Consider the following 23,036-nt stretch of genomic DNA (forward strand, 5'->3'; position numbering starts at 1 on the left):
TGAGGCTCGGCACCCGGGGCAGCGCGCTCGCGATGGCCCAGTCGACGACCGTGGCTGACGCCGTGCGCGCGCGGACCGGCCGCGAGGTCGAGCTGGTCGAGATCGTCACGCCCGGCGACCGCTCGAGCGCCCCGATCCCGCAGCTCGGCGTCGGCGTGTTCGTCTCCGCCCTGCGCGACGCGCTGCTGGCCAAGGAGATCGACTTCGCCGTCCACTCCTACAAGGATCTGCCCACCGCCGGCGCTGACGGCCTGGTCGTGGCCGCGATCCCGAGCCGGCAGGACCCGCGCGACGCGCTCGTCGCCCGCGGCGGGCTGACCCTCAACGAGCTGCCCGACGATGCCCGGATCGGCACGGGGGCACTGCGCCGGATCGCCCAGATCAACGCGCTGGGCCGACGGCTGCACGCGGTACCGCTGCGGGGGAACGTCGACACGCGCCTGCGCAAGCTCGCCGACGGCGAGTTCGACGCCATCGTCCTCGCGCACGCCGGGCTGTCCCGGCTCGGGCGCGGCGGCGAGGCCACCGAGGTGCTCGACCCGCTGCTGATGCTGCCCGCACCCGCGCAGGGTGCGCTGGCCGTCGAGTGCCGCGAAGACGATGCCGAGCTGCGCGAGATCCTCGCCGCGCTCGACGACGAATACACCCGCGCGGCGGTCACCGCCGAGCGGGCGCTGCTGGCCGAGCTCGAGGCGGGCTGCTCCGCCCCGATCGCGGCACTGGCCGAGGTCGCCGAGGGCGACGAGGGGCCGGAGATTTATCTGCGCGGTGCGGTGTTCAGCCCGGACGGCGGCTTCGCCCTCCGGCTCTCGCGCACCGGAACGCTCGCCGACGCCGCGGAGGTGGGCCGCGCCCTGGCCCGCGACCTGCGCGAAGAAGGCGCCGACAACGCACTGGGAGTGCAGCATGACCCGCACCCGTAAGGGCAGCACCGGCCGGATCGCCTTCGTCGGGGCCGGCCCCGGCGACCCCGGCCTGCTGACGCGCCGCGCCCATGAGGCGCTGGTAAACGCCGACCACGTCGTCCACGACCGTAACGTTCCCGAGCCGCTGCTCGCCGCGATCCGCGCCGAGGCCGACCCGGAGTGCCAGTTCAGCCCGGCCGAGGGCGCCCCCGGCGACGTCGCCAAGGTGCTGCTGTCCGCGGCCCGCTCCGGCCTGCACGCGATCCACCTCGTCGGCGGCGACCCGCTGGCCCACGACACCGTGCTCAAGGAGGTGCAGGCCGTCGCCCGCACCGCGGTGCCGTTCGAGGTCGTGCCCGGCATCGGCCAGGCCGCCGGGGTGGCCACCTACGCCGGCGTGCCACTGCCCGGCGTACGCGTGACCGCCGACGTCGACGACGTGCAGTCCGTCGATTTCGAATCCATCGCCACCGCCGTGGCCCGCGGCTCGTCCGCGCTGGCCGTCGACGCCGGTGACCTCGCCGCCGTCCGCGACGGGCTGCTGGCCGCCGGGGTCGACCCGGCCACGCCGGTCTCGATCACGGGCGACGGGACGGGGGAGACGCAGTACAGCTCGGCCTCCAGCGTCGACAGCATGGTCGCCGCCGCGCTCGGGTTCGCCGGTCGCGTGGTGCTCTGCCTCGGCTCCGGGGTGGCCCAGCGCGAGAAGCTCGGCTGGTGGGAGAACCGTCCGCTGTACGGCTGGAAGGTCCTCGTCCCGCGCACGAAGGAGCAGGCCGGCGCGATGAGCGAGCGGCTGCGGGCCTACGGCGCGATCCCGTGCGAGGTGCCGACGATCGCCGTCGAGCCGCCGCGCACCCCGGCCCAGATGGAACGGGCGATCAAGGGGCTGGTCGACGGGCGGTACGCCTGGACGGTCTTCACCTCGGTCAACGCCGTGCGCGCGGTCTGGGAGAAGTTCGCCGAGCACGGCCTGGACGCCCGGCACTTCGGCGGGGTCAAGGTCGCCTGCATCGGCGAGGCCACCGCCGAGGCGGTGCGCGGCTTCGGCATCGTGCCGGAGCTGGTGCCGACCGGCGAGCAGTCCTCCGAGGGCCTGCTGGCCGAGTTCTCGCCGCACGACGAGGTGCTCGACCCGGTCGGCCGGGTGCTGCTGCCGCGGGCCGACATCGCCACCGAGACGCTCGCCGCCGGGCTCACCGAGCTGGGCTGGGAGGTCGACGACGTGACCGCGTACCGCACGGTGCGCGCCGCCCCGCCGCCGGCCGACATCCGCGACGCGATCAAGTCCGGCGGGTTCGACGCGGTGCTCTTCACCTCTTCTTCGACGGTGCGCAATCTGGTCGGCATCGCCGGCAAGCCGCACGCTCGCACGGTCGTGGCCGTGATCGGCCCGAAGACGGCCGACACCGCTGTCGAGTTCGGCCTGCGGGTCGACGTGCAGCCGGCACATGCCTCGGTGGGAGATCTGGTCGAGGCGCTCGCGGGCTACGCTGTAGAACTGCGCGAGAAGCTCGCCGCGATGCCTGCCAAGCAGCGCCGCGGTTCTAAGGTGCAGGGCCCTACTGCCCTGAGGTTTCGCTAGTTAGAGGGGTCACTCCCGATGGGTTTTCCCGAGGTTCGGCCGCGCCGGCTGCGTCGCACACCCGCGATGCGCCGGCTGGTCGCCGAGACGCACGTCCAGCCGTCCAACCTGATCCTGCCGATGTTCGTCAAGGAGGGGCTGGCCGAGCCGCGGCCGATCAGCTCCCTGCCCGGCGTCGTGCAGCATTCCCGCGAGTCGCTGCGCAAGGCCGCGGCCGAGGCCGTCGCCGAGGGTGTTGGCGGGATCATGCTCTTCGGCGTGCCGGAGACGCGTGACGAGACCGGCTCGGGCGGCATCGACCCGGACGGCATCCTCAACGTCGCCGTGCGCGACGTGGTCGCCGAGGTCGGCGACGCCACCGTGGTCATGGCCGACCTGTGCCTGGACGAGTTCACCTCGCACGGGCACTGCGGCGTGCTGGCCGCCGACGGCTCGGTCGACAACGACGCCACGCTGCGGCAGTACGAGCTGATGGCGCTCGCCCAGGCCGAGGCCGGAGCGCACGTGCTCGGCCCGTCCGGGATGATGGACGGCCAGGTCGGCGTGGTCCGCCGGGCGCTGGACAAGGCCGGCTACACCGACGTCTCGCTGCTGGCCTACGCGGTCAAGTACGCCAGCGCGTTCTTCGGCCCGTTCCGCGAGGCCGTCGAGTCCGCGCTGGTCGGCGACCGCAAGAGCTACCAGCAGGACCCGGCCAACCTGCGCGAGGCGCTGCGCGAGGTTGCCCTCGACGTCGAGGAGGGCGCGGACATGGTCATGGTCAAGCCCGCGCTGCCGTACCTCGACGTGCTTGCCCGGGTCGCCGAGATGGTGGACGTGCCGGTCGCCGCCTACCAGGTCTCGGGCGAGTACGCGATGGTCGAGGCGGCGGCGGCCAACGGCTGGCTCGACCGCGAAAAAGTGATCCTGGAGACACTGACCTCAATCCGCCGCGCGGGTGGCCAGTTGATTTTGACCTACTGGGCGGCCGAGGCGGCGCGGCTGTTGCGCCGTACATAGCGCTCTGGGGTTTTGAGCAGCGAAGGGTTGCCCCCTTTAGCGCATTTGCGGCGGAGGGTTTGCCCTGGGGCGCACTTGCGGCGGAGGGTTTTGCCCTTTGGCACACGTGCGGCGGAGGGTTTGCCCTGGGGCGCACGTGCGGCGGAGGGTTTTGCTCTGAGGTGCCCTTGCAGCGGAAGGTCTCAGCGCTGTATGGGCGCCTTGGCGGCGGGGTTGGACCGTCGAATGTCCTGAAAAGCGGTGGGGGAGCAAGCTCCACCCACACCCCCTCAACAGAGCAGCGGCTCTTATCCGCGGCAGCGCGTCTCTTTTTCCGCTCAGCCTGGCTCGTTGCTTGCCGAGTTCTTGTCCATGGCGATGACGCGGCTTCCGGCTCCGGTGCGCCCCTATGGGCCGCTTCAGCCGCTGGCCTTGCGGGTGCACGAACTTACTGTGCAGGGCCGCAATGCGGAAGCCGTTGCGCTGGCTGACCGGCTGGAGTGGATTGCCGGCGAGTTTGGGGACGAGCGGACCGTTGGCATGATCTGGCAGGGCCGCATGTATGCGCTGATTTCGCTCGGCCGGCTGCAGGAGGCCCTGGCCACCGGTGAGCGGCTGCTCGAGCGGCACCGGGCGGCCGGGGTGCGCGGCGGGGAGGCCCGGGCGCTGGCTGACACCGCCGAGATCCTAATCAAGCTGGGCCGGCTCGACGAGGGGCTGCACCGGCTGGCCAACGCTCTGCTCGTGCTCGACCGGCTGCCGTTGGCCAACCCGCGGTACACGGCGGCCATCTCCTCGATCTCCGAGGCGGCCCGCGCCGCTGAGCTCTATGAGCTGGCCGACTCCTCCGCCGCCTACGCCACGGAGGCGTTCGCGCTCGATCCGGCCCAGCGGGTCGCGGCCGAGCTGCAGCGGGCCGAGCTGCTGCTGGAGTGGGGGCTGCGGCTGGAGCACGTCGGGCTGGTCGAGGAGGCCGACGGCAAGTTCGCCAAGGCCGTCGGGCTGGTCCGGCCGCTGGTCGAGGCCGACGCCGACCTGGCCGACGCGCCGCTGGCCGCCGTCCTGCTCGCGCTCGGGCTGGTCAAGACCGGTGCCGTCGAGGAGGCCCGGGCGGCCGCGGGCGCGCTCGTCGTGCCGCTGCGCGCCGGCGGGCACGAGCACGAGGCCCGGCTGGCCCACCTGGCCTTCGGCATCGCGCTGCGGCACCGTGGCGAGTGGGCCGCGGCCCGGCGGGAGTTCCTGGCCGCGACCGAGCTGGCGCCGCTGAGCTCGCAGCGGCTGATCTTCCAGTTCGAGCTGGCCCGGCTGGTCGCCGAGGCCGAGCCCGGGGAGGCGGCCGGCGCGCTGTTCGGCGCGGTCCGGGCCCAGGCCCGCTACCTGTGGCAGCTGCGCAACGAGCGGCGCACGATGCTGCAGCAGGCCCGGCGCCGGGTCGAGCTGGAGGCAGCCAGGGCGCGGGCCGACCGGGTCGCCGCCCAGGACGCGCTCACCGGGCTGGGCAACCGGCGCCAGTTCGACCGGCAGCTCGACGACGCCGACCTCGGCTCGGTGGTGCTGGTGCTCGTCGACGTGGACCGGTTCAAGGGCATCAACGACCGGTACTCCCACGGCACCGGCGACCGCGTCCTACGCGAGGTCGCCGCGGTCCTGCGCGCCCACTGCCGGCCCGAGGACGTCGCGGTGCGCCTCGGCGGCGACGAGTTCGCCCTGTTCCTGCGGTGCGACCTGGGCACGGCCGCCCGCATCGGGGCCCGCATTCGGGCCGTGATCGGGGCCCGGGACTGGAACGAGCTCGCGCCCGGCCTGCGCGTGACGCTGAGCATCGGGGTGGCCGCGCCGGCCGCCGGGATGACCGGGCGGGACCTCTACGACCTGGCCGACCGGCAGCTCTACGCGGCCAAGCGGGGCGGTCGCGACCGGGTGGCCGCTTAACTCATTTCGGGCATATTGGGCGTGTCGTGACTTCACCCGCCCCGGCTCGGCCGCAAACTTGTTCCTGCAGTTCACGACCCTGGTAACGGCCCCGCAGTGGTGAAATCCGGCCTCGGCGAAGTGTCAGGAACACGACAGTTCCCCGATCGGGTGCGAGGGCCCTCGTTGCGCTGATCGTGAGATGGCTCGTCACCGGAGGCGCCGGTTACATCGGCGCGCACGTCGTCGCCGCCCTGCAAGAGGCGGCCGTCGAATGCATTGTCGTCGATGACCTGTCCACCGGCCGGGCGGCCCGCGTGCCGTTCGGGGTGCCCTTGCTGCGGGCCGACGTCCGCGACGGGGCCGCCATGCGGGAGGCGTTCCTCCGGCACCGGCCCGACGGGGTGATCCACCTCGCCGCGCGCAAGGACGTGGCCGAGTCGACCGCCCACCCGCTGCGGTACTACCAGGACAACCTCGACGGCCTGCGCGCGGTGCTGGCCGCCGTGGCCGCCGCCGGCACCCGCTCGGTGCTGTTCTCCTCCAGCGCCGCCGTCTACGGCACGCCCCGCCGCTCGCCGGTGCGCGAGCAGGACCCGACCGAGCCCGCCAACGCGTACGGCCGGACCAAGCTCATCGGCGAGTGGATGCTGCGCGACGCGGCGGCCGGGGGCGGGTTCCGGTGGGCCGCGCTGCGGTACTTCAACGTCGCCGGCGCCGCCGCCCCGCACCTGCGCGACGAGGGCGGCACCAACCTCGTGCCCCGCCTGCTGCGCGCGGCCGGGCTGGGCATCCCGGCCACCGTCTACGGCACCGACTACCCGACCGCCGACGGCACGGCCGTCCGCGACTACGTGCACGTCGCCGACATCGCCGACGCCCACGTCCGCGCGGCCCTGGCCCTGGCCGCCGACGAGCTGCGCGACGAGGTGCTCAACGTCGGCCGCGGCGAGGGCGCGTCGGTGCTGCAGATGATCGCCGCCGTCGGCCGCGCCCTGGGCCGACCGCTGCCCTACGACGAGGCCCCGCGCCGGCTCGGCGACCCGGCCGCGGTCGTCGCCAGCGCCGCCCGCATCCGCGCCCGCCTCGGCTGGCGGGCCCGCCACAACCTGCACGCGATCGTCACGAGCTCGATCGCCGAAGTCGCCAAAGCCGCCTGAGTTTCTTGACCCCCAAGAGGAGCACAGCACTTTGAAGTCCCGGATCGTCGCCGGCGCCCTGGCCCTGCTGGGCCTCGCCGGCATCGCCCTCGCCCAGCCCGCGCTGGCCGCCGCCGCCCCCAAACAGCGCATCGACCTGCGCGTGCTCGTCCTCGACGACGCCGGCACCGGCATCGACACCCTTCGCGCCCAGCTCGACCGGGAGGGCGTCCCCTACGACGTGCTCGACCTCACCGCCGGTGGCCGCCCGGTCATCACCGCGGCCTACCTCGCCGACACCGTCAGCGGGGTACGCCGGGCCAAGTACCAGGGCGTGATCGTGCCCAACGAGCTGTCGGTGACCGGGGCCGAGGCGACCGCGCTGGCCGACTTCGAGCGGGAGTTCAAGGTCCGCCAGATCGACGCGTACACCTTCGCGGGCTCGAACGTCGGGCTCACCAACGCCTGGAGCGGCGTGCTCGACGGCGCCACCATGCAGGTCACCGAGGCCGGCAAGGCGGGCGGGTTCGGCTACCTCAAGGGGGCCGTGCCGGTCGACGACCGCGATCCGACCGTTTCGGAGTCGTTCGGGTACCTCGGCGCGTCCGCCGCCCCCGCCGGCGCGACCTTCACGCCGCTCGTCACCGGCGCCCAGCCCGGCGGCGGCGCGACCGGCTCGCTCATGGGCGTGTACGCGCACGACGGCCGTGAAGAGCTGGTGGTGACGCTGGCGGCCAACCGGTACCAGACGCATGCTTTGGAACTCGGGCACGGCCTGATCACCTGGCTGACCCGCGGCACCCACCTCGGCTACACGCGCAACTACTTCAGCGTGCACGTGGACGACGTCTTCCTGCCCGACGACCGCTGGGACACCGTGCACAACTGCACGGTCGGCGACGACTGCAACCCCCAGCGGGATCCGACCGTCCAGCCCTACAACCAGACCGTCCGGATGACCAAGGACGACGTGAACGCCCTGGTCACCTGGCAGAACGCGCGTGGCGTCAAGCTCGACGTGGTGTTCAACGGCGGCGGCAGCGTCGAGGCCGGGGCGGGCGATCCGCTCACGGCGGCGGTCGTGGCGAACAAGGCGCAGTTCCGCTTCATCAACCACACGTACGAGCACCCGTATCTCGGCTGTGTGCAGGACTTCTCGGTCACCCCCTGGAAGTGCACGGGGCAGTGGGTGTCGCAGGCCGACATCTCGGCGCAGATCAAGAAGAACGTCGACTGGGCGAAGTCCAAGGGCATCCCGATCGACGCGAGCGAGCTGGTCACCGGCGAGCACTCGGGCCTCAAGACGCTGCCGCAGATGCCGGCCGACAACCCGAACCTGGCGCCGGCGCTCACCGCGAACGGGGTCAAGTACGTGGCCTCGGACGCCTCCCGCGAGCAGACCGCCCGCACCGTGGGCAGCGCGACGACGGTGCCGCGGTTCCCGATGAACATCTACTACAACGTGGCCACCGTCGCCGAGGAGGTCGACGAGTACAACTGGCTGTACACCAGCGCGGCCGACGGCGGCAGCGGCATCTGCGAGAACAACCCGGCCTCGACGTGCATCAGCCCGCTGGGCGCGAGCGGGTTCGCGAACTACATCGTGCCGATCGAGAGCCGCATCGCCTACGACCACGTGGTGTCGGCCAACCCGGCCCCGCACTACGCGCACCAGTCGAATCTCGCCGAGGACCGCATCTTGTACCCCGTACTGGACGCCGTCCTCGCCCGCTACCGGAACACCTACACCACCGCGACCCCGGTGGTGAACCCGAAGTTCGCCGAGTCCGCGCTGCAGAACCGGCGCCAGTCCGCGTGGACGGCCGCCGTGCAGAGCCGCCAGATCGAGGCGTACCTGCTCGACGGCAAGGTCACCGTCACCAACAAGGGCAACGCGCTGGACGTGCCGATGACGATGCCGAGCGGCACCACCGTGGTCAGCGCCTCCCTGCTGGGCCTCGAGGTCGGCGGCGGCGCGTTCGGCGAGGCCTACGGCGGCGAGCGCTCGGCGTGGCGCAGCTTCGGCAAGAACGGCCAGCAGACGCTGCGGGTGAGCTGAGCCGCCGTGCGCGTCGTCCTCGTCAACGAAGGCACCTACCCGTACGCCACCGGCGGCGTCACCACCTGGTGCGACCAGCTGGTGCGCGGACTGTCCGAAGTGGAGTGGGACCTGGTCGCCATCGTCGGGACCGAGCCCGACCGGCCCGCGATCGAGCTGCCCGGCAACGTCCGGTCGCTGCGCGCGGTGCCGGTCTGGGGCCCGGCCCGCCCCGCGCGCGGCCGCCCCGAACGGGCCGCCGGGCTGCTGTGCCGCGGCATGCTCGGCGACTCGGCGGCCGACCTGGTCCTGTTCGCCGAGGGCCTGCGCGCCCTCGCCGACCTGGCCGTCGGGCGGACCCGGTTCGGCCGGCGGGTGGGCCGCCATCCGCTCGCCGGGGCCGGCCTGGGCGACATCCTGCTCGACGCGTGGGCGCGGGCGGCCGGCGACGGCATCCGGCTGCCCCGGCTCACCCTGCGCGAGGCCGACGAGGCCGCGGTACTGCTCGAGCACGCCCTCCGCCCGCTGGCCGCGCCGCTGCCGGAGGACGCCCAGCTCGTGCACGCCAACGCCAACGGCCTCTCGGCGATGGTCGCCCTCGCGGCGAAGTGGCGGCTCGGGGTGCCGTTCATGATGACCGAGCACGGGGTGTACCTGCGGGAGCGCTACCTCGCCGCCGGCGCCCAGTCGCCTGGGGTGAAGACGGCGCTGCTGCGCTTCCACCGGGCCCTGGCGCGGCTCGCGTACTGGGAGGCCGACCTGGTCACCCCGGTCAGCGGCTTCAACGCGCGGTGGGCGGTGCGGCACGGCGCCGACCCGGCCAAGCTCGCGGTCATCGGCAACGGCGTCGACCCGGACCGCTTCCCGCCGCTGACCGGCGAGCCCGACGAGCCGGTCATCTCCTGGGTCGGGCGGATCGACCCGCTCAAGGACCTGGAGACGCTGATCCGCGCGCTCGCCATCGTCCGCGAGTCCATCCCCGACGCCCGCCTGCACCTGGCCGGCCCGGTCCCGGAGGGCAACGAGTCCTACGCCGCCGACTGCCGCGCGGTCGCCGCCGGGCTCGGCCTGACCGCCGCCGTGACCTGGGCCGGGCCGTGCCGGACCAGCCGCGACGCGTTCGCCGTGGGCCAGGTGGCGGCGCTGTCGAGCATTTCCGAGGGGATGCCGTACACCGTGCTGGAGGCGATGATGTGCGGCCGGCCCACGGTCAGCACCGACGTCGGCGGGGTGGCCGAGGCGGTCGGCAACGCGGGCCTCGTGGTGCCGCCGCGCGACCCGGCCGCGTTCGCCGCCGCGTGCGTGGCGTTCCTGTCCTCGGCCGAGTTCCGGGCCACGATCGGCCACAGTGGACGCGAGCAGGCCCTGGCCGAGCACACCCTGGACCGCTGCCTGTCCGCGTACCGCGCCCGCTACCGCGCCCTGTGCGGGTCCACTGTGGACCTGGTGTCGGCGTGAGCGGTGACTCGCTGGTCGTGGTGCCCGCACAGCGGCGCGCCCGGCCCAGCGAACTGGACCGTCCGGAGCCGCTGCGCTATGTCGGGCGGGTCGCCACCGATCCGGTCGCCGCGCTCGCCGACAAGATGCGCGACGACTGCCTCGGCGCCGTCGACATCGACGAGATTGCGGCCATCCTGGAGGCCAACGGCATCAACGACCGGGTCGCCGACCGCGAGTACGGCGAGCAGTCCGTCTTCGCCCTCGCCGGCCGCGTCGTCGCCCGGACCCTCGACGCGGCCGACACCCAGCAGTTCCGGCCGATCCCGCCCGAGGGCCCGAGCGCGGGCAAGGTGGTCGCCGACACGCTCATGCGGGCGCTGATCTACCTGACCCCGCTCGCCATCGGCATCGGCGCGTCGTCCGAAGTGGACGGTGTGCCGGCCCTGGCCACCACCGGCACCCTGATCCTCGGCTGGGGCGGCGGGCAGGCCCTGTCCTACCTGGGCTACCGCGCGCTGTCCGAGCGCGGCCGCACCGCCGCCGCCCGGCTGCTCGGCACCGGCTTCCTGGCCCTGGCCGCGCTGTGGGGACTGGTGCTCGTCGGCGAGGGCAGCCGCGCGTACGTCGTCGCCGCCGTCCAGCTCGCCCTGTTCGCGGTGGCCGGGGTGACCCTGGTGACCAACCGCGAGCGGGTGGTGATCGGGGCCGTCGCGCCCTGCTGGGTGGCGACCGCCGGGCTGCGCTTCGGGCTGCCCGTCGGGGTGCTGCTGGCCTGCGTGGCGGTGCTCGTGGCGGTCGCGTACTGGCCGGTCCTGCGGGAACGCGCGGCGCGCCGGATCACCCGCCGGCGCTGGCGCTCGTGGCGGCACGACGTCGGCTACGCGGCCCTCTACGGGCTGGTCGGCACCGGCCAGGCGGCGCTGCTGCGCACCGTCGCGCTGGACGGGATCGCCCCGCACCGGGTGCCGCTGGAGGCCGTGCCGCTGCTGCTCGGGGTACCGCTGATGGAACTGACTTTGGTTTGGCACCAGCGCCGCATCGCCGCCGCCCGGGCGAATCTGGCCGACCGCTTCGCCTTCGACCGCCGGCTGGGCCGGATCAGCGCCGGCACCGTGGCCGTCCTCGCCGTGCCGGTCGTGGTGGGCGCGGCCATCGCCGGCGCGGTGTGGTCCGGGCTGCTCGCCCGCGGGCAGTCCTTCGCCGCCGCCGTGCTGCTCATGGCCGTCTACGCGCTGTGCCTGGTGCTCGCCTCGCACGGCCGCGCCGGCACCGCCGCGATCGTCGTGTGGTGGCCGGCGCTGCTCGTCACGGGCGTCGGGCACTGGGCTCCGGCCCTGGTCCACGTGGCGCCCACGTTCACCGAAACCCTCGCCGTGGCGACGCTGCTCGGGGCCGGCCTGCCCGGTCTCGCCGTCGCCGCGCTGGTCCTGCGCGATCCGGAGAGTTACCGAGAATGATGCTGCTTCCGTTGTACGTCCACCCGCTGGTCGACCCCGAGGCGTGGGACGCGCTGCCCCGCGGCGGCGCGTGCTGGACCGTCGTCAACGTCCACAATGGACCCGGCGCGGGCCGCGACGAGGTCTACACCGCCGCGACCGCGCGGCTGCACGAGGCCGGGGTGCGGATGCTCGGCTACGTCGACCTCGGCTACGGCGAGCGGGCCAACGGCGAGGTCTGGTGCGACATCGTGGGCTGGTCGCAGTACCCGGTCGGCGGCATCTTCTTCGACCAGGTCCCGTCCGACGCGGCCGGGCTGGCCTACGTGACCCAGGTCGTGCGGGCGGTCCGCGGCTCGGTGGTGCTCAACCCCGGCACCCGCTGCCTGCCCGGGTACGCCGCCCTCGCCGACGTGGTGTGTACGTTCGAGGGGTCATGGGAGACCTACGCCGCCATGCCCGCCGAGCGCGACTGGTCCAACGCCGCGCACCTCGTCTACGGGGTGCCGACGGCCCGGCTGGGCGAGGCGGGCGCGATGCTGCTGCGCCGGGCCGGGCACGGGCTGGTGACGGACTTGGCGGCGCCGCTGCCGTACCACGGCGTCCCGAGCTCGCTGCGGGCCCGGGCGGCGGCGCGGTGAGTTCCCGGCGGCTGCGCGGGCTGCTGCTCGGCCTGGTCGCGGTGGCCGTGCTCTACGCCGCCGCCTGCACCGGCGGCGACCAGCACGGGCGCGACCTCGGCGGGCCCGGCTCGCACGCCCCGGGCACCGGCGGGGTCGGACCGTCCTATGCGGACGGGCTCGGCTCCGCCTCGGCGTCCCCGTCCGCGTCGGCCGGCCCGTCCGGCACCGCCGCCCCGCCCCCGCCACCCGGCGGCTGGTGGAAGCCGGCGGTCGGGATGAGCTGGCAGTGGCAGCTGACCGGGACCCTGGACAAGTCCGTGCCGGCCGAGGTGTACGACGTCGACGGGGCCAACACCGCCGCCTCCGACGTGGCCGCGCTCAAGTCGGCCGGCCGGCACGTCATCTGCTACGTCAACGTAGGCGCGCACGAGGACTTCCGCTCCGACGCCAAGAACTTCCCGGAGTCCGTGCAGGGCAAGGGCCTGGACGGCTGGCCGGGGGAGAAGTGGCTGGACATCCGCCGCTGGGACGTGCTCGAGCCGCTCCTGACGGCCCGCTTCAAGCAGTGCCGGGACAAGGGCTTCGACGCCGTCGAGCCGGACAACGTCGACGGCTACAGCAACAGCAGCGGCTTCCCGCTCACCGCGGCCGACCAGCTGACCTTCAACCGGCGGGTGGCTGATCTGGCCCACCGTACCGGCCTCGGGGTGGGGCTCAAGAACGACGTCGAGCAGGCCGCGGCGCTCGCACCGGCCTTCGACTTCGCGGTCAACGAGGAGTGCGCGCACTACGACGAGTGCGACGACCTCAAGGTGTTCACCGACGCCGGCAAGCCCGTCTTCCATGTCGAATACGAAGGCTCCACCGGTACCTTCTGCGGCAAAACAAAGCCACTGCGCTTCTCGTCAATGAAGAAAAAGCTGGACCTCGACGCCTGGCGCGAGTCTTGCTAGCTCTTTTTCGGCGGGGTCTTCTGTTCGGGGTCTTAGGGCAGCGGAAGGTGGCCCGCTGTATGGGCGCCTTGGCGGCGGGGTTGGACCGTCGAATGTCCTGAAAAGCGGTGGGGGAGCTTCGCTCCACCCACACCCCCTCAAGACCGCACCGGGTTCTGCTCGCAGCGGTTGTGTTGGAACTGGGCCCTAGCCTGTCAGTCCGTTTCTTTCGGCGAGGGTGTGCATGGCGCGCAGGATGCCGACGTGGTCGGACGGGGCGGTTATGGTCTGGCTCGGTGCTCTCAGGCCGGCGAGGGTGTAGCCGAGATGGCGCCGCCAGGCTGCGGGGGCGTGTTCGGCGGTTCGTTCGGCCAGGCCGGCGTTGGCCATCAGCACCGGCACCACGTCGGTGTGCTGGAAGTCGGGGCGCAGGACTCCCGCCGCGCGGGCGCGGTCGATCAGCTCGGCCAGTCCCTGGAAGGCGCGGCCGCGCAGGCTCTCCAGCTCCGGTACCGCGGACGCGATCGCCACCAGCAGATCGGCGAACGCGCGGTTGCCCGCCTGGGCCTCGCACAGGAACGTGAGGTGCTCGGCGAACGCCTCCCAGGGGTCCGCCACCTTCAGCGCCCGTTCGGTCGCGTCGACGACGTCCTGCAGTGCGTCGGCGAACACCGCGGCGACGAGCAGGCCCCGGCTGGGGAAGCGGCGGTACAGCGTGGCGTTGCCGACCTTGGCCCGCCGGGCTATCTCGTCCAGCGGCGCACCCAGCCCACGCTCGGCGAAGACCACTTTCGCCGTCTCCACCAACTGTCGCCGGTTGCGCTCGGCATCGCTGCGCAGTCCCCCCTGAGCCCCCATGGCTACAGCATATTCGCCGCGATCGTTTTCGTGGCTTTTAGCTGCTCCAGCAAAAGTTCGGGCATCGGCGAACCAAAGTATGGACAGCCGTAGCTAAAGCCCCTAGTGTGTCCCCCACGACACCAGGGTGTTTCATCAATGTATCCGGACGGCACCGGATGCGGCGGCGCCCCGGGTCGCTTTGGCATCCGGCGCGGCGGCGCGCGCCCTGCCTGGCACATCACCACGTCAGGAAGGGACACCCCGTGAACCTGCAACCCTCCAGACATCGATGGCGGCCGATCTCGGCAGCCCTGATTCTCGTTGCCTCCAGCGTCACCGCCACCGCCTTCACGCTCGCCGCGGCGCCCGCCACGCCCGCGCTCGCGGCCATCAACGCGGCCGACTACCAGCAGGTGACCCTGGCCAAGGGCGAGCCCGAGGTGGGCGAGCCGCTGGCCATCTCCGTGCTGCCCGACCGGTCGGTCCTGCACACGGCGCGCAACGGCACGCTGCGGCGCACCGACGCCGCCGGGACCACCTCGGTCATCGCCACCATCCCGGTGTACACGCACGACGAGGAGGGGCTGCAGGGCGTCGCCGCGGACCCCAACTTCGCCAGCAACCGGTACATCTACCTGTACTACGCCCCGCCGCTGAGCACCCCGGCCGGCGACGCGCCCGCCACCGGCACCGCCGCCACCTGGACCACCTGGACCGGCGTCAACCGGCTGTCCCGCTTCACGCTGAACGCCGACTTCACCGTGAACACGGCCAGCAAGGTCGACATCCTCGACGTCCCGGCCAACCGGGGCATGTGCTGCCACGTCGGCGGCGACCTCGACTTCGACGCCCAGGGCAACCTCTACCTGTCCACCGGCGACGACTCCAACCCGTTCGACTCGGCCGGCTACGCCCCGATCGACGAGCGCACCGACCGCAACCCGGCGTACGACGCCCAGCGCTCCGCCGGCAACACCAACGACCTGCGCGGCAAGATCCTGCGCATCAAGGTCAACGCCAGCGGGACGTACTCGATCCCGTCCGGGAACCTCTTCGCCCCCGGTACCGCGAACACGCGGCCCGAGATCTACGCGATGGGCTTCCGCAACCCGTACCGCATGACCGTGGACAAGGCCACCGGCATCGTCTACGTCGGCGACTACGGCCCCGACGCCGGCGCCACCGACGCCAACCGCGGCCCGTCCGGGCAGGTCGAGTTCAACCGGATTACCGCGCCGGGCAACTTCGGCTGGCCGTACTGCACCGGCACGAACACGGCCACCGAGACCTACAACGAGTGGAATTTCGCCACCAACTCGACCGGCGCGAAGTTCAACTGCACCGGCGGCCCGACCAACAACTCGTTCCGCAACACGGGCCTCGGCACCCTGCCCGCGGCCAAGCCGGCCTGGATCCGCTACGGCGGCGACGCCGGCAGCCCGACCGAGTTCGGCGGCGGCTCCGAGTCGCCGATGGCCGGCCCGGTGTACCACTACGACGCGGCCAACCCGTCGACCACCAAGTTCCCGCAGTCGCTCGACGGGCTGTTCTTCGCCGGCGAGTTCGGCCGCGGCTGGATCAAGCCGATCAAAATCAACGCCGACGGCTCGCGCGGGACGATCGACAACTTCCCGTGGAACGGCAAGCAGGTCATGGACATGCAGTTCGGCCCGGACGGGTCGCTCTACGTCCTGGACTACGGCACCGGCTACTTCAACGGCGACCTCAACTCGGCGCTGTACCGCTACGACTACGTCGGCGCCGGCGGCAACCGCGCCCCGATCGCCAACGCGACCGCCAACGTCACCTCCGGCGCGGCCCCGCTGGCCGTGACCTTCTCCTCGGCGGGCTCCAGCGACCCCGAGGGCGGGGCGCTGACCTACGCGTGGACGTTCGGCGACGGCGGCACCTCGACCGCGGCCAACCCGTCGCACACCTTCGCCGCCAACGGCACCTACTCGGTGACCCTGACGGCCCGGGACCCGCAGGGCGCGATCGGCACCGCCAACGTCACCATCAGCGTCGGCAACACCGCGCCGACGGTCACCGTCCACGGCCCGAAGCCCGGCCAGCTGGTGTCCTTCGGCGACTCGGTGCCGTGGAGCGTCACCGTGACCGACCCCGAGGACGGCCCGATCGACTGCACCAAGGTGACCATGACCTATGTGCTCGGCCACGACCAGCACGCGCACGCGATCACGTCGCAGACCGGCTGCGCGGGGACCATCACCATCCCGGTCGACGGTGAGCACGACTCCGCCTCGAACATCTTCCCGATCTTCGACGCGCAGTACACGGACAAGGGCGGGCTGACCGTCCACGCGCAGAGCATCATGGCGCCCCGCTACCGGCAGGGCGAGTTCTACAAGACCTTCTCCGGCGTCGACCCCATCACCAAGGCGACGGCCGAGGGCGGCAAGACCGTCGGCAACATCAACAACGGCGACTGGATCGGGTTCGACCCGTACAAGCTGAACAACGCCACCTCGTTCACCGCGCGGGTCTCCTCGGGCGGCGCGGGCGGCACGCTGCAGCTGCGCACCGGCTCGCCGACGGGCACGATCATCGGCTCGGCGACCGTGCCGGTGACCGGATCCTGGGAGACGTTCACGAACGTGAGCGGCCCGATCAGCAATGCGCCGGCCGGAACGACCTCGCTGTATCTGACCTTTGCCGGCAGTACCACCGCGGCCTTGTTCGATCTGGACAGCTTCACCTTCACGACCGGTGCGGGCGGCAACGGCACCGGCCCGGTCAAGGGTCTGGCCGGCAAGTGCCTCGACGCCCGGGGCGCGGCGAGCGCCGACGGCACGCAGATGCAGATCTACACCTGCAACGGCACCGCCGCGCAGGTCGTCGCCCAGGTCGGCCAGCAGCTCAAGGTCCTCGGCAAGTGCGTGGACATCTCGGCCGGCGCGACCGCGGACGGCACCAAGATCCAGCTCTGGACGTGCAACAACAGCGGCGCGCAGAACTGGGTGCCGCAGGCCGACGGCTCGCTGAAGAACCCGGCCTCGGGCAAGTGCCTGGACGTGGCCGGGGCGAACAGTGCCGACAGCACGGTCGTGCAGTTGTACACCTGCAACGGCACGAGCGCGCAGAAGTGGACGATGCCATGAAGATCCGCTCTTTGACGTTCGCCGCTGTGCTGGTCGGCTCGTTGCTCGTCGGCGCGCCGGCTGCCCAGGCCGCGGACCCCGCCTATGACGTCCTGGTCTTCTCCAAGACCGCGGGCTTCCGGCACGACGCCATTCCGGCCGGCATCCAGGCCGTGCGCGACCTGGGTGCGGCGAACAACTTCACGGTGACCGCCACCGAGGACGCGTCCGTCTTCACCGCCGCCGGTCTGGCGCCGTACGAGGCCGTCGTGTTCATGTCGACGACCGGCGATGTGCTCAACGACGCGCAGCAGACGGCGTTCGAGTCGTACATCCGCGGTGGCGGCGGCTACGTCGGCGTGCACGCGGCCGCCGACACCGAGTACTCGTGGCCCTTCTACGGCCAGCTGGTGGGGGCCTGGTTCGCCTCGCACCCGGCGATCCAGCAGGTCAACTCGCGCACCGAGGACCGCGCGAACCCGGCCACGGCGCACCTGCCGCAGGTGTGGACGCGCACGGACGAGCTGTACAACTACCAGACCAACCCGCGGGCGACCGTGCACGTGCTGGCCACGCTCGACGAGTCGTCGTACTCCGGCGGCACCATGGGCGGCGACCACCCGATCACCTGGTGCAAGACGATCGACTCCGGCCGCTCCTTCTACACCGGCTTCGGTCACACCCAGGAGTCGTACGCCGACGGGAATTTCCGGAACCAGCTGCTCGGCGGCATCCGGTACGCCTCCAAGCGGGCGCAGGCCGACTGCCGTCCGGAGACCGGCTACACGCCGCTCTACAACGGCTCCACGACGGGCTGGTCGCAGGCCGGCCCGGGCAGCTTCACCAACGCGGACGCCACCCTGTCCTCGACCGGCGGGCTCGGCCTGTTCTGGTACTCCGCGAAGCAGTTCGGCACGTCGTACTCGCTCAAGGCCGACTTCCGGATCACGGGGGACAGCAACTCGGGCGTCTACGTCGGGTTCCCCAACCCGGGCACCGATCCGAACATCGCGATCAACCAGGGGTACGAGATCCAGATCGACGCCACCGACACGCCCGACCACACCACCGGCGCGATCTACAACTTCCAGTCGGCCAACATCGCCGCCCGCGACGCCGCGCTCAACCCGCCCGGCGCGTGGAACACCTACGAGATCCTGGTCGAGGGGCAGCGGCTGCGGGTGTACCTCAACGGCTCGCTGATCAACGACTTCACGAACACGGATCCGGCGCGCAACCTCGACGGGTACATCGGCATCCAGAACCACGGCTCGGGTGACCAGGTGTCCTTCCGCAACATCCGGATCAAGGACGCTTCGGCTCCGCCCGCGGACACCGTCCAGGCCGAGCTCTTCTCCTCCGCGTCCGGCGTCCAGCCGTACACGAAGGCCGGCGCCCACAACGGCCAGACCCTCGGCTACATCGAGCCGGGCGACTGGGCGGCGTACAACGGCCTGAACATCGGCGGCGCCACCCAGTTCAAGGCCCGCGTGGTCTCCGGCGGCCCGGGCGGCCAGATCCAGGTCCGCACCGGCTCGACCACCGGCCCGATCCTGGGCACGGTGAACGTGCCGAACACCGGCAGCTGGGACACGTACGCGGACGTCACCGCGGCGCTCACGGGCGTCCCGTCCGGGACGGCGAACGTGTACCTGACGTTCACCGGCACCGGCACCGGCCTGTTCGACCTCGACGACTTCACGTTCGTCAAGGGCACCTCGGTGGTGAGCGGCCCGGTCCGCGGCCTGGCTTCCAAGTGCCTGGACGTCCGCGGCGGGGTGACCGCGGACGGCACGCAGATCCAGCTGTACACGTGCAACGGCTCCACCGCCCAGACCTGGACGGTCTCCGGCCAGACGCTGCGCGCCCTGGGCAAGTGCCTGGACATCTCGGGCGGCAGCTCGGCGAACGGCGCCAAGATCCAGCTCTGGACGTGCAACGGCTCCGGCGCGCAGAACTGGGCGCCGCAGTCCGACGGCTCGCTGCGCAACCCGCAGTCGTCCAAGTGCCTGGACGTGGCCGGCGGCAACTCGGCGGACAGCACGGTGGTCCAGCTGTACACCTGCAACGGCACGGCCGCGCAGAAGTGGACCCTTCCCGCGTAACGGCTCGGTCGGTCGGGCGGGGGCTGTACATAGACGTGCAGCCCCCGCCCGCACGTTGCTTACCGTGACGGATTCAATCGCAGGGCTCCATCCATTGCGAAGTTCCCCTAGGCTCGGCCCGTGCTGGGGACACGAGCAAAACACATCGGGCTGAGCGTGGCGCTACTGTCAGTGCTGGCGGGATGCGGCACGCACGCCGAGTCCGCGCCTCCGGGCCCGCCGTTGGCCGAGGCCCCAGCCAGTACCGACCCGTTCCCGGAGGGCCAGCTGGAGGGCGTCGGCGAACTGGCCCCGGCCCCCACGAAGTCCCCGACCCCGAAGCCGTCCGCGACGGTGAAGCGGGTGAACCCGGGCGGCGACACCGGCGGCGGCAAGGCCAACACCAACGACGGCGTCCCGAACACCGCGAGCGGCACCTTCACCGTGTCGACGGGCGGCTCGGACGTCGTGGGCGCCGGCGGCACCCTGGTCAGGTACCGGGTCGAGATGGAGAACGGCATCAACTGGGGCAACAACCCGGTATGGACCACGGCAACGGTGGCCACCGAGGTGGACCGGGCGGTGGCGACTCCCGAGGGCTGGACCAGGTCGGCCGAGCACCCGGTGACCTACGCCTCGAACAAGATCAGCAACGCCAGCTGGAAGTTCCAGCGCGTCTCAGGCGCCGACTACGACGTGACCCTGAAACTGGCCACGCCGGGCACCGTGGACAAACTGTGCAAATCGGTGGGCGTCACCACCCAGGGCATCTACTCCTGCCGCTACGGCAAGACCATCCTGCTGAACCTGCGCCGCTGGCTGAAGGGCATCGACGGCTTCCCCGCGGGCATCGACTTCCACTCGATGACGGTCCTGCACGAGATGGGCCACTTCCTGGGCTTCGACCACATGAAATGCCCCGGCTCGGGCCAGGTCGCCCCGGTGATGCAGACCCAGACGATCGCGCTGAACGGCTGCAAGCCGAACGCGTACCCCTTTACCACGGACGGCACTTTCGTCACGGGCCCTTGGGCGGCGAGCTGACTCGGCGTAACCGTCTTTCACTGATGGTGATGATCGGCGGCTGGATTTTTTTGCGCCAGCTACCATCAGTTCCAAGAAACCTGAAGACGGCGGGCCCCAAACGGCCGAACCTGCGCCTGCTTGCCGGGCCTTTCAGCCCTTGAGCCGGCGCAGGAGGTCGATGACGTCGGCCTCGTACTCGCGCCACTCCCGGTCCGGCTTGAACCCCAGCTCGGCGTTGACCTGCAGCAGCGGCTCGTTCTCCAGGGCGTTCCAGGTCTGCACGTCCAGCAGGTGCGGCTCGGCGGCGCGCAGTTCGAACAGCATGCGGGCCTTGATCGCGCGGCTGATGCCGTAGCCGCGGTGGGTGGGCACCTCGATGGTGTCGTACTGGTCCGCGCGCGTCGGGCGCTGCGCCGGCACGACGACCTCGGTGAGGCCGGCGATCGTCTCGGACTGCTCGTGCACGGCGAGCACGATGTAGGGCTTCAGGCCGCGCGCGTGCAGGGTGCGCAGGCTCGCGGCCAGCCGTTCGGAGTCGTACGAGCTCGGCCGCAGCGCGAGATCGTCGATCACCGCGGCGCGGGCGGCCTCCTTGGCGTAGGCGTATCCGGCGTACAGCTCCGGCGGCGGTCCGCCGGGGTAGTACTCGATGCGGTAGCCGGCCCCGATCCCGGCCGCCATCTCGCCCAGCCGCAGCCAGTCGACGCCGGTGAGATCGAGCAGGTTGCGCATCTCGATGAACGCGCACTCGAAGCCGTGGGCCTCGAAGAACTTGACGCTCGGGGTGCCGCCGATGACCTCGACGCCGACGGACTCGAAGCCCTCCTCGGCGGCCCGGCGCGCGACGGCGGCCAGCAGCGTGCTGCCGACCCGGCCGCGGCGGGCGCTCGGCACCACCGACAGCTCCAGCACGCCGATATCCTCGAGCGCGAGCAGGCTGGCGTGCCCGAGGATCTCACCGCCGTCGCTGGTGGCCAGCCACGACGTGCGCCGCTCGCCCGGCATGGTGACGCCCAGGTACTCCCGGAACATCGTCTCGCGCCACGGCGGGTCCTCGGGCACATCGACCGTCACGATGTCGTTCAGCGCCCGCAGTACCGCCTCGAGTTCGGCCGCGGGCGCGGTCCCTGGGTCCCACTCGCGCACCTTCACGGTCCTAAGCCTGCCCTTGTTTGTGGCTGAGCGGAAGTACCAGAGCGCAGAGCGTGGCATTGATCTACCCGCAGGGCGTGTGGATCACCCTCGTGACCTGCGCCGACCACGCAGCGCAACCGGCCGCCGGGCCCGCGGCCGGGGCGCGATCAGCTCTGCCGATCCTTGCGCCCGTAGTCGTTCGTGGCGTTGAAGACCGCCGCGCGGTACTCCTCCGGCACGTTGTACGCGTGGATCGCCGAGTTCCAGCCCTCCAGCGTGGCCAGGTCCCGCCCGTTGTCGCACAGGAACTTGGCCGCCGTCAGCGCCGCGTCGTCGATGTCGTTGATGTCGATCACGCCGTCCGCGTCCGCGTCCAGGCCGTACTGCTTCCACGTCGAGGGCAGGAACTGCATCGGCCCGACGGCGCGGTCCCAGGTCCGGTCGTTGTCCATCGTCCCCTGGTCGGTGTCGGCCACGGACTGCCGGTTGTTCTGCCCGTCCAGCGGCGGCCCCACCACCGGCGGAACGGACCGGCCGTCGTCCTGCAGCACCGAACCGTTGGTCCGGCCGTGATCCGACTCCACCTTCCCGATGCCGGCCAAGGTAGTCCACGTCAGGTGGCATTTCGGTGTCGTCCGCGCGGCCACCGCCTCCGCGTATCCGTACGCCTGCAGCGCCACGACCGGGATGTCCAGCCGCACCGACCGGCTCGCCGCCCACGCCCCGTAGACGTCGGCGGGGCGCTGCAGGGTGCCCGGCGGGGGACTGAAGGTGGGTGAGGCGGACGGGTCCTCCGGGCGCGGGGCCTGCCCGGTTTCCGGTGCTCCGGTCATCGGAGGTGCGCCATTGGTACCGCCCGGTGCCGGCCCCGACTCCGCGACGTCCGCGCTCGGCTTGGAGGCGCCGGCCACCACGGCACCGGCGGTCCCGGCCGCGGCGAGCAGGACCGCGAGGAGCACGCCCGGCAGCAGGAACCGGAACCCGGGCCGCGCCTTGATCCGGTCGAACCGCTCCCGCCGCGCCTCGGACCGCGCCCACCGGGGGTTGGCCGCCTCCAGCACGTCGACCGAGGTCGAAGCGGCCGGCGCGGAGCGCCGCGACTCCAGCCAGCTCGGCCGCTTGCCCGCCTCGGCCAGATGCTTCGGCTCATGCTCCGGCTTGCTCAGATCGGGCGCGGTGATCTCCACCGGGATCGACCGCTCGTCGGCCGGCTCCCGCGGAACGGGCGGCCGGATGGCGGCCGCCGTGGAAGCCGGGGCAGGAGCGGTCGGATCCGAGGCCTCAGCAGTGTCCACTGTGGTCGGACGCTCGGCATCTGGCGTCTCGTCGTCGCGTGCCACGAGGACCAGTATTGCACCCGGACGGGCGGGGAAGAGCCTCCCGCGAACCGCACCGGAGCGCCCGCCGGAGACGAGTTCACCGGGAGGTGTCAGCGTGGCATAGCCTGTGGGAATGCCACGTTACGAGTACCGCTGCCGGGCCTGCGGTGACACCTTCGAGGTCCAGCGACCGATGCGTGAAGCCAACGTGAAGACCGCCTGTCCGGCCGGGCACGACGACACGGTCAAGCTGCTGTCCACGGTCGCGGTGGGCGGGACGTCCGCGGGCCCCGGCGGCGGTCAGTCCGGCGGCGGGTGCTGCGGAGGGGCCTGCGGCTGTTGAAACAATGTTACGGATGAGTTTCGCGATAAACCGTCGAAACGGCTTTGATGTTGTGTCCTGTTGTGCCACAACTGCTGCCGGAGTGTTGTCGTTACGTCACGCGAAACCCACTCAAGCTTTGCCTGCCATCGTGCTGACCAGCACAGATCGCCCCGGAGGGCCAATCCGGGATCGACCGTTTTTACGATGCGCGGGCCACTTGGTT

The 23,036-nt window shown here is 71.9% G+C and carries 17 protein-coding genes; 14 read left to right on the forward strand and 3 right to left on the reverse strand.

The window, feature by feature from the left end:
- The first annotated feature begins 32 nt into the window (after positions 1-32).
- From hemC to ACQP00_RS03440, 10 genes are all read left to right on the forward strand, one after another.
- The gene (gene hemC / locus ACQP00_RS03395; protein WP_433223668.1) at positions 33-923 is read left to right on the forward strand and encodes a hydroxymethylbilane synthase; all 891 of its coding nucleotides are present in this window, start codon (positions 33-35) and stop codon (positions 921-923) included.
- Positions 907-2,490 carry a uroporphyrinogen-III synthase gene (locus ACQP00_RS03400; protein WP_433214128.1) on the forward strand — a complete coding sequence of 528 codons (1,584 nt, stop codon included), beginning with the start codon at positions 907-909 and terminating at the stop codon, positions 2,488-2,490. The genes hemC and ACQP00_RS03400 overlap by 17 nt, the downstream gene beginning before the upstream one ends.
- An 18-nt stretch (positions 2,491-2,508) precedes the next feature.
- Positions 2,509-3,489 carry a porphobilinogen synthase gene (gene hemB / locus ACQP00_RS03405; RefSeq protein ID WP_433214131.1) on the forward strand — a complete coding sequence of 327 codons (981 nt, stop codon included), beginning with the start codon at positions 2,509-2,511 and terminating at the stop codon, positions 3,487-3,489.
- 519 nt (positions 3,490-4,008) lie between these two features.
- The gene (locus ACQP00_RS03410) at positions 4,009-5,400 is read left to right on the forward strand and encodes a diguanylate cyclase (protein WP_433214134.1); all 1,392 of its coding nucleotides are present in this window, start codon (positions 4,009-4,011) and stop codon (positions 5,398-5,400) included.
- Between the two features lie 176 nt (positions 5,401-5,576).
- Positions 5,577-6,539 carry a UDP-glucose 4-epimerase GalE gene (galE, locus tag ACQP00_RS03415; protein ID WP_433214137.1) on the forward strand — a complete coding sequence of 321 codons (963 nt, stop codon included), beginning with the start codon at positions 5,577-5,579 and terminating at the stop codon, positions 6,537-6,539.
- Between the two features lie 31 nt (positions 6,540-6,570).
- On the forward strand, positions 6,571-8,577 hold the full coding sequence (locus ACQP00_RS03420; RefSeq protein WP_433214140.1) for a hypothetical protein: 2,007 nt from the start codon (positions 6,571-6,573) through the stop codon (positions 8,575-8,577).
- 6 nt (positions 8,578-8,583) lie between these two features.
- Positions 8,584-10,014, forward strand: coding sequence for a GT4 family glycosyltransferase PelF (pelF, locus tag ACQP00_RS03425; protein WP_433214143.1), 1,431 nt, complete (start codon positions 8,584-8,586; stop codon positions 10,012-10,014).
- Positions 10,011-11,453 (forward strand): hypothetical protein, encoded by a 1,443-nt coding sequence (locus ACQP00_RS03430; protein WP_433214146.1) that lies wholly within the window; start codon positions 10,011-10,013, stop codon positions 11,451-11,453. Before pelF ends, ACQP00_RS03430 begins: the two co-directional genes overlap by 4 nt.
- Positions 11,450-12,073: a spherulation-specific family 4 protein gene (locus ACQP00_RS03435; protein ID WP_433214149.1), complete on the forward strand. Its 624-nt coding sequence runs from the start codon at positions 11,450-11,452 to the stop codon at positions 12,071-12,073. The genes ACQP00_RS03430 and ACQP00_RS03435 overlap by 4 nt, the downstream gene beginning before the upstream one ends.
- Positions 12,070-13,008 carry an endo alpha-1,4 polygalactosaminidase gene (locus ACQP00_RS03440; protein ID WP_433214152.1) on the forward strand — a complete coding sequence of 313 codons (939 nt, stop codon included), beginning with the start codon at positions 12,070-12,072 and terminating at the stop codon, positions 13,006-13,008. The genes ACQP00_RS03435 and ACQP00_RS03440 overlap by 4 nt, the downstream gene beginning before the upstream one ends.
- 186 nt (positions 13,009-13,194) lie before the next feature.
- Here ACQP00_RS03440 and ACQP00_RS03445 read toward each other — a convergent pair whose 3' ends face one another.
- Positions 13,195-13,845, reverse strand: a complete 651-nt coding sequence (locus ACQP00_RS03445) for a TetR/AcrR family transcriptional regulator (RefSeq protein WP_433214155.1) — start codon at positions 13,843-13,845, stop codon at positions 13,195-13,197.
- Between the two features lie 158 nt (positions 13,846-14,003).
- On the opposite strand from ACQP00_RS03445, the gene ACQP00_RS03450 reads away from it, so the two are divergent.
- From ACQP00_RS03450 to ACQP00_RS03460, 3 genes are all read left to right on the forward strand, one after another.
- Positions 14,004-16,946 carry a PQQ-dependent sugar dehydrogenase gene (locus ACQP00_RS03450; protein ID WP_433214158.1) on the forward strand — a complete coding sequence of 981 codons (2,943 nt, stop codon included), beginning with the start codon at positions 14,004-14,006 and terminating at the stop codon, positions 16,944-16,946.
- Complete coding sequence (locus ACQP00_RS03455; RefSeq protein ID WP_433214161.1) at positions 16,943-19,030, forward strand: ThuA domain-containing protein; 2,088 nt, start codon at positions 16,943-16,945, stop codon at positions 19,028-19,030. Before ACQP00_RS03450 ends, ACQP00_RS03455 begins: the two co-directional genes overlap by 4 nt.
- 156 nt (positions 19,031-19,186) lie before the next feature.
- Positions 19,187-20,053 carry a DUF3152 domain-containing protein gene (locus ACQP00_RS03460; RefSeq protein WP_433214164.1) on the forward strand — a complete coding sequence of 289 codons (867 nt, stop codon included), beginning with the start codon at positions 19,187-19,189 and terminating at the stop codon, positions 20,051-20,053.
- Positions 20,054-20,185: 132 nt separating this feature from the next.
- Here ACQP00_RS03460 and ACQP00_RS03465 read toward each other — a convergent pair whose 3' ends face one another.
- Both ACQP00_RS03465 and ACQP00_RS03470 read right to left on the reverse strand, forming a co-directional pair.
- Entirely contained in the window at positions 20,186-21,187 is a 1,002-nt protein-coding gene (locus ACQP00_RS03465) for a GNAT family N-acetyltransferase (protein ID WP_433214167.1), read from the reverse strand.
- A 149-nt stretch (positions 21,188-21,336) separates the two neighbouring features.
- Positions 21,337-22,509 carry a lytic murein transglycosylase gene (locus ACQP00_RS03470; protein WP_433214170.1) on the reverse strand — a complete coding sequence of 391 codons (1,173 nt, stop codon included), beginning with the start codon at positions 22,507-22,509 and terminating at the stop codon, positions 21,337-21,339.
- Between the two features lie 112 nt (positions 22,510-22,621).
- Between ACQP00_RS03470 and ACQP00_RS03475 the strand changes: the two genes are divergently transcribed.
- Positions 22,622-22,831, forward strand: coding sequence for an FmdB family zinc ribbon protein (locus ACQP00_RS03475; RefSeq protein WP_433214173.1), 210 nt, complete (start codon positions 22,622-22,624; stop codon positions 22,829-22,831).
- The last annotated feature ends 205 nt before the right edge of the window (positions 22,832-23,036 follow it).

It is taken from the genome of Dactylosporangium sp. CS-047395, assembly GCF_050942185.1.
In the GTDB taxonomy this organism is placed as follows: Bacteria; Actinomycetota; Actinomycetes; order Mycobacteriales; family Micromonosporaceae; genus Dactylosporangium.

Excerpts from the sequence above, each read along its gene's own strand:
- ACQP00_RS03445 (WP_433214155.1), bottom strand. The coding sequence starts at position 13,845 with ATGGGGGCTCAGGGGGGACTGCGCAGCGATGCCGAGCGCAACCGGCGA.
- ACQP00_RS03400 (WP_433214128.1), top strand. The coding sequence starts at position 907 with ATGACCCGCACCCGTAAGGGCAGCACCGGCCGGATCGCCTTCGTCGGG.
- ACQP00_RS03450 (WP_433214158.1), top strand. The coding sequence starts at position 14,004 with ATGCGGCGGCGCCCCGGGTCGCTTTGGCATCCGGCGCGGCGGCGCGCG.
- hemC (WP_433223668.1), top strand. The coding sequence starts at position 33 with ATGGCCCAGTCGACGACCGTGGCTGACGCCGTGCGCGCGCGGACCGGC.
- hemB (WP_433214131.1), top strand. The coding sequence starts at position 2,509 with ATGGGTTTTCCCGAGGTTCGGCCGCGCCGGCTGCGTCGCACACCCGCG.
- ACQP00_RS03435 (WP_433214149.1), top strand. The coding sequence starts at position 11,450 with ATGATGCTGCTTCCGTTGTACGTCCACCCGCTGGTCGACCCCGAGGCG.
- ACQP00_RS03455 (WP_433214161.1), top strand. The coding sequence starts at position 16,943 with ATGAAGATCCGCTCTTTGACGTTCGCCGCTGTGCTGGTCGGCTCGTTG.
- ACQP00_RS03475 (WP_433214173.1), top strand. The coding sequence starts at position 22,622 with ATGCCACGTTACGAGTACCGCTGCCGGGCCTGCGGTGACACCTTCGAG.
- ACQP00_RS03410 (WP_433214134.1), top strand. The coding sequence starts at position 4,009 with ATGATCTGGCAGGGCCGCATGTATGCGCTGATTTCGCTCGGCCGGCTG.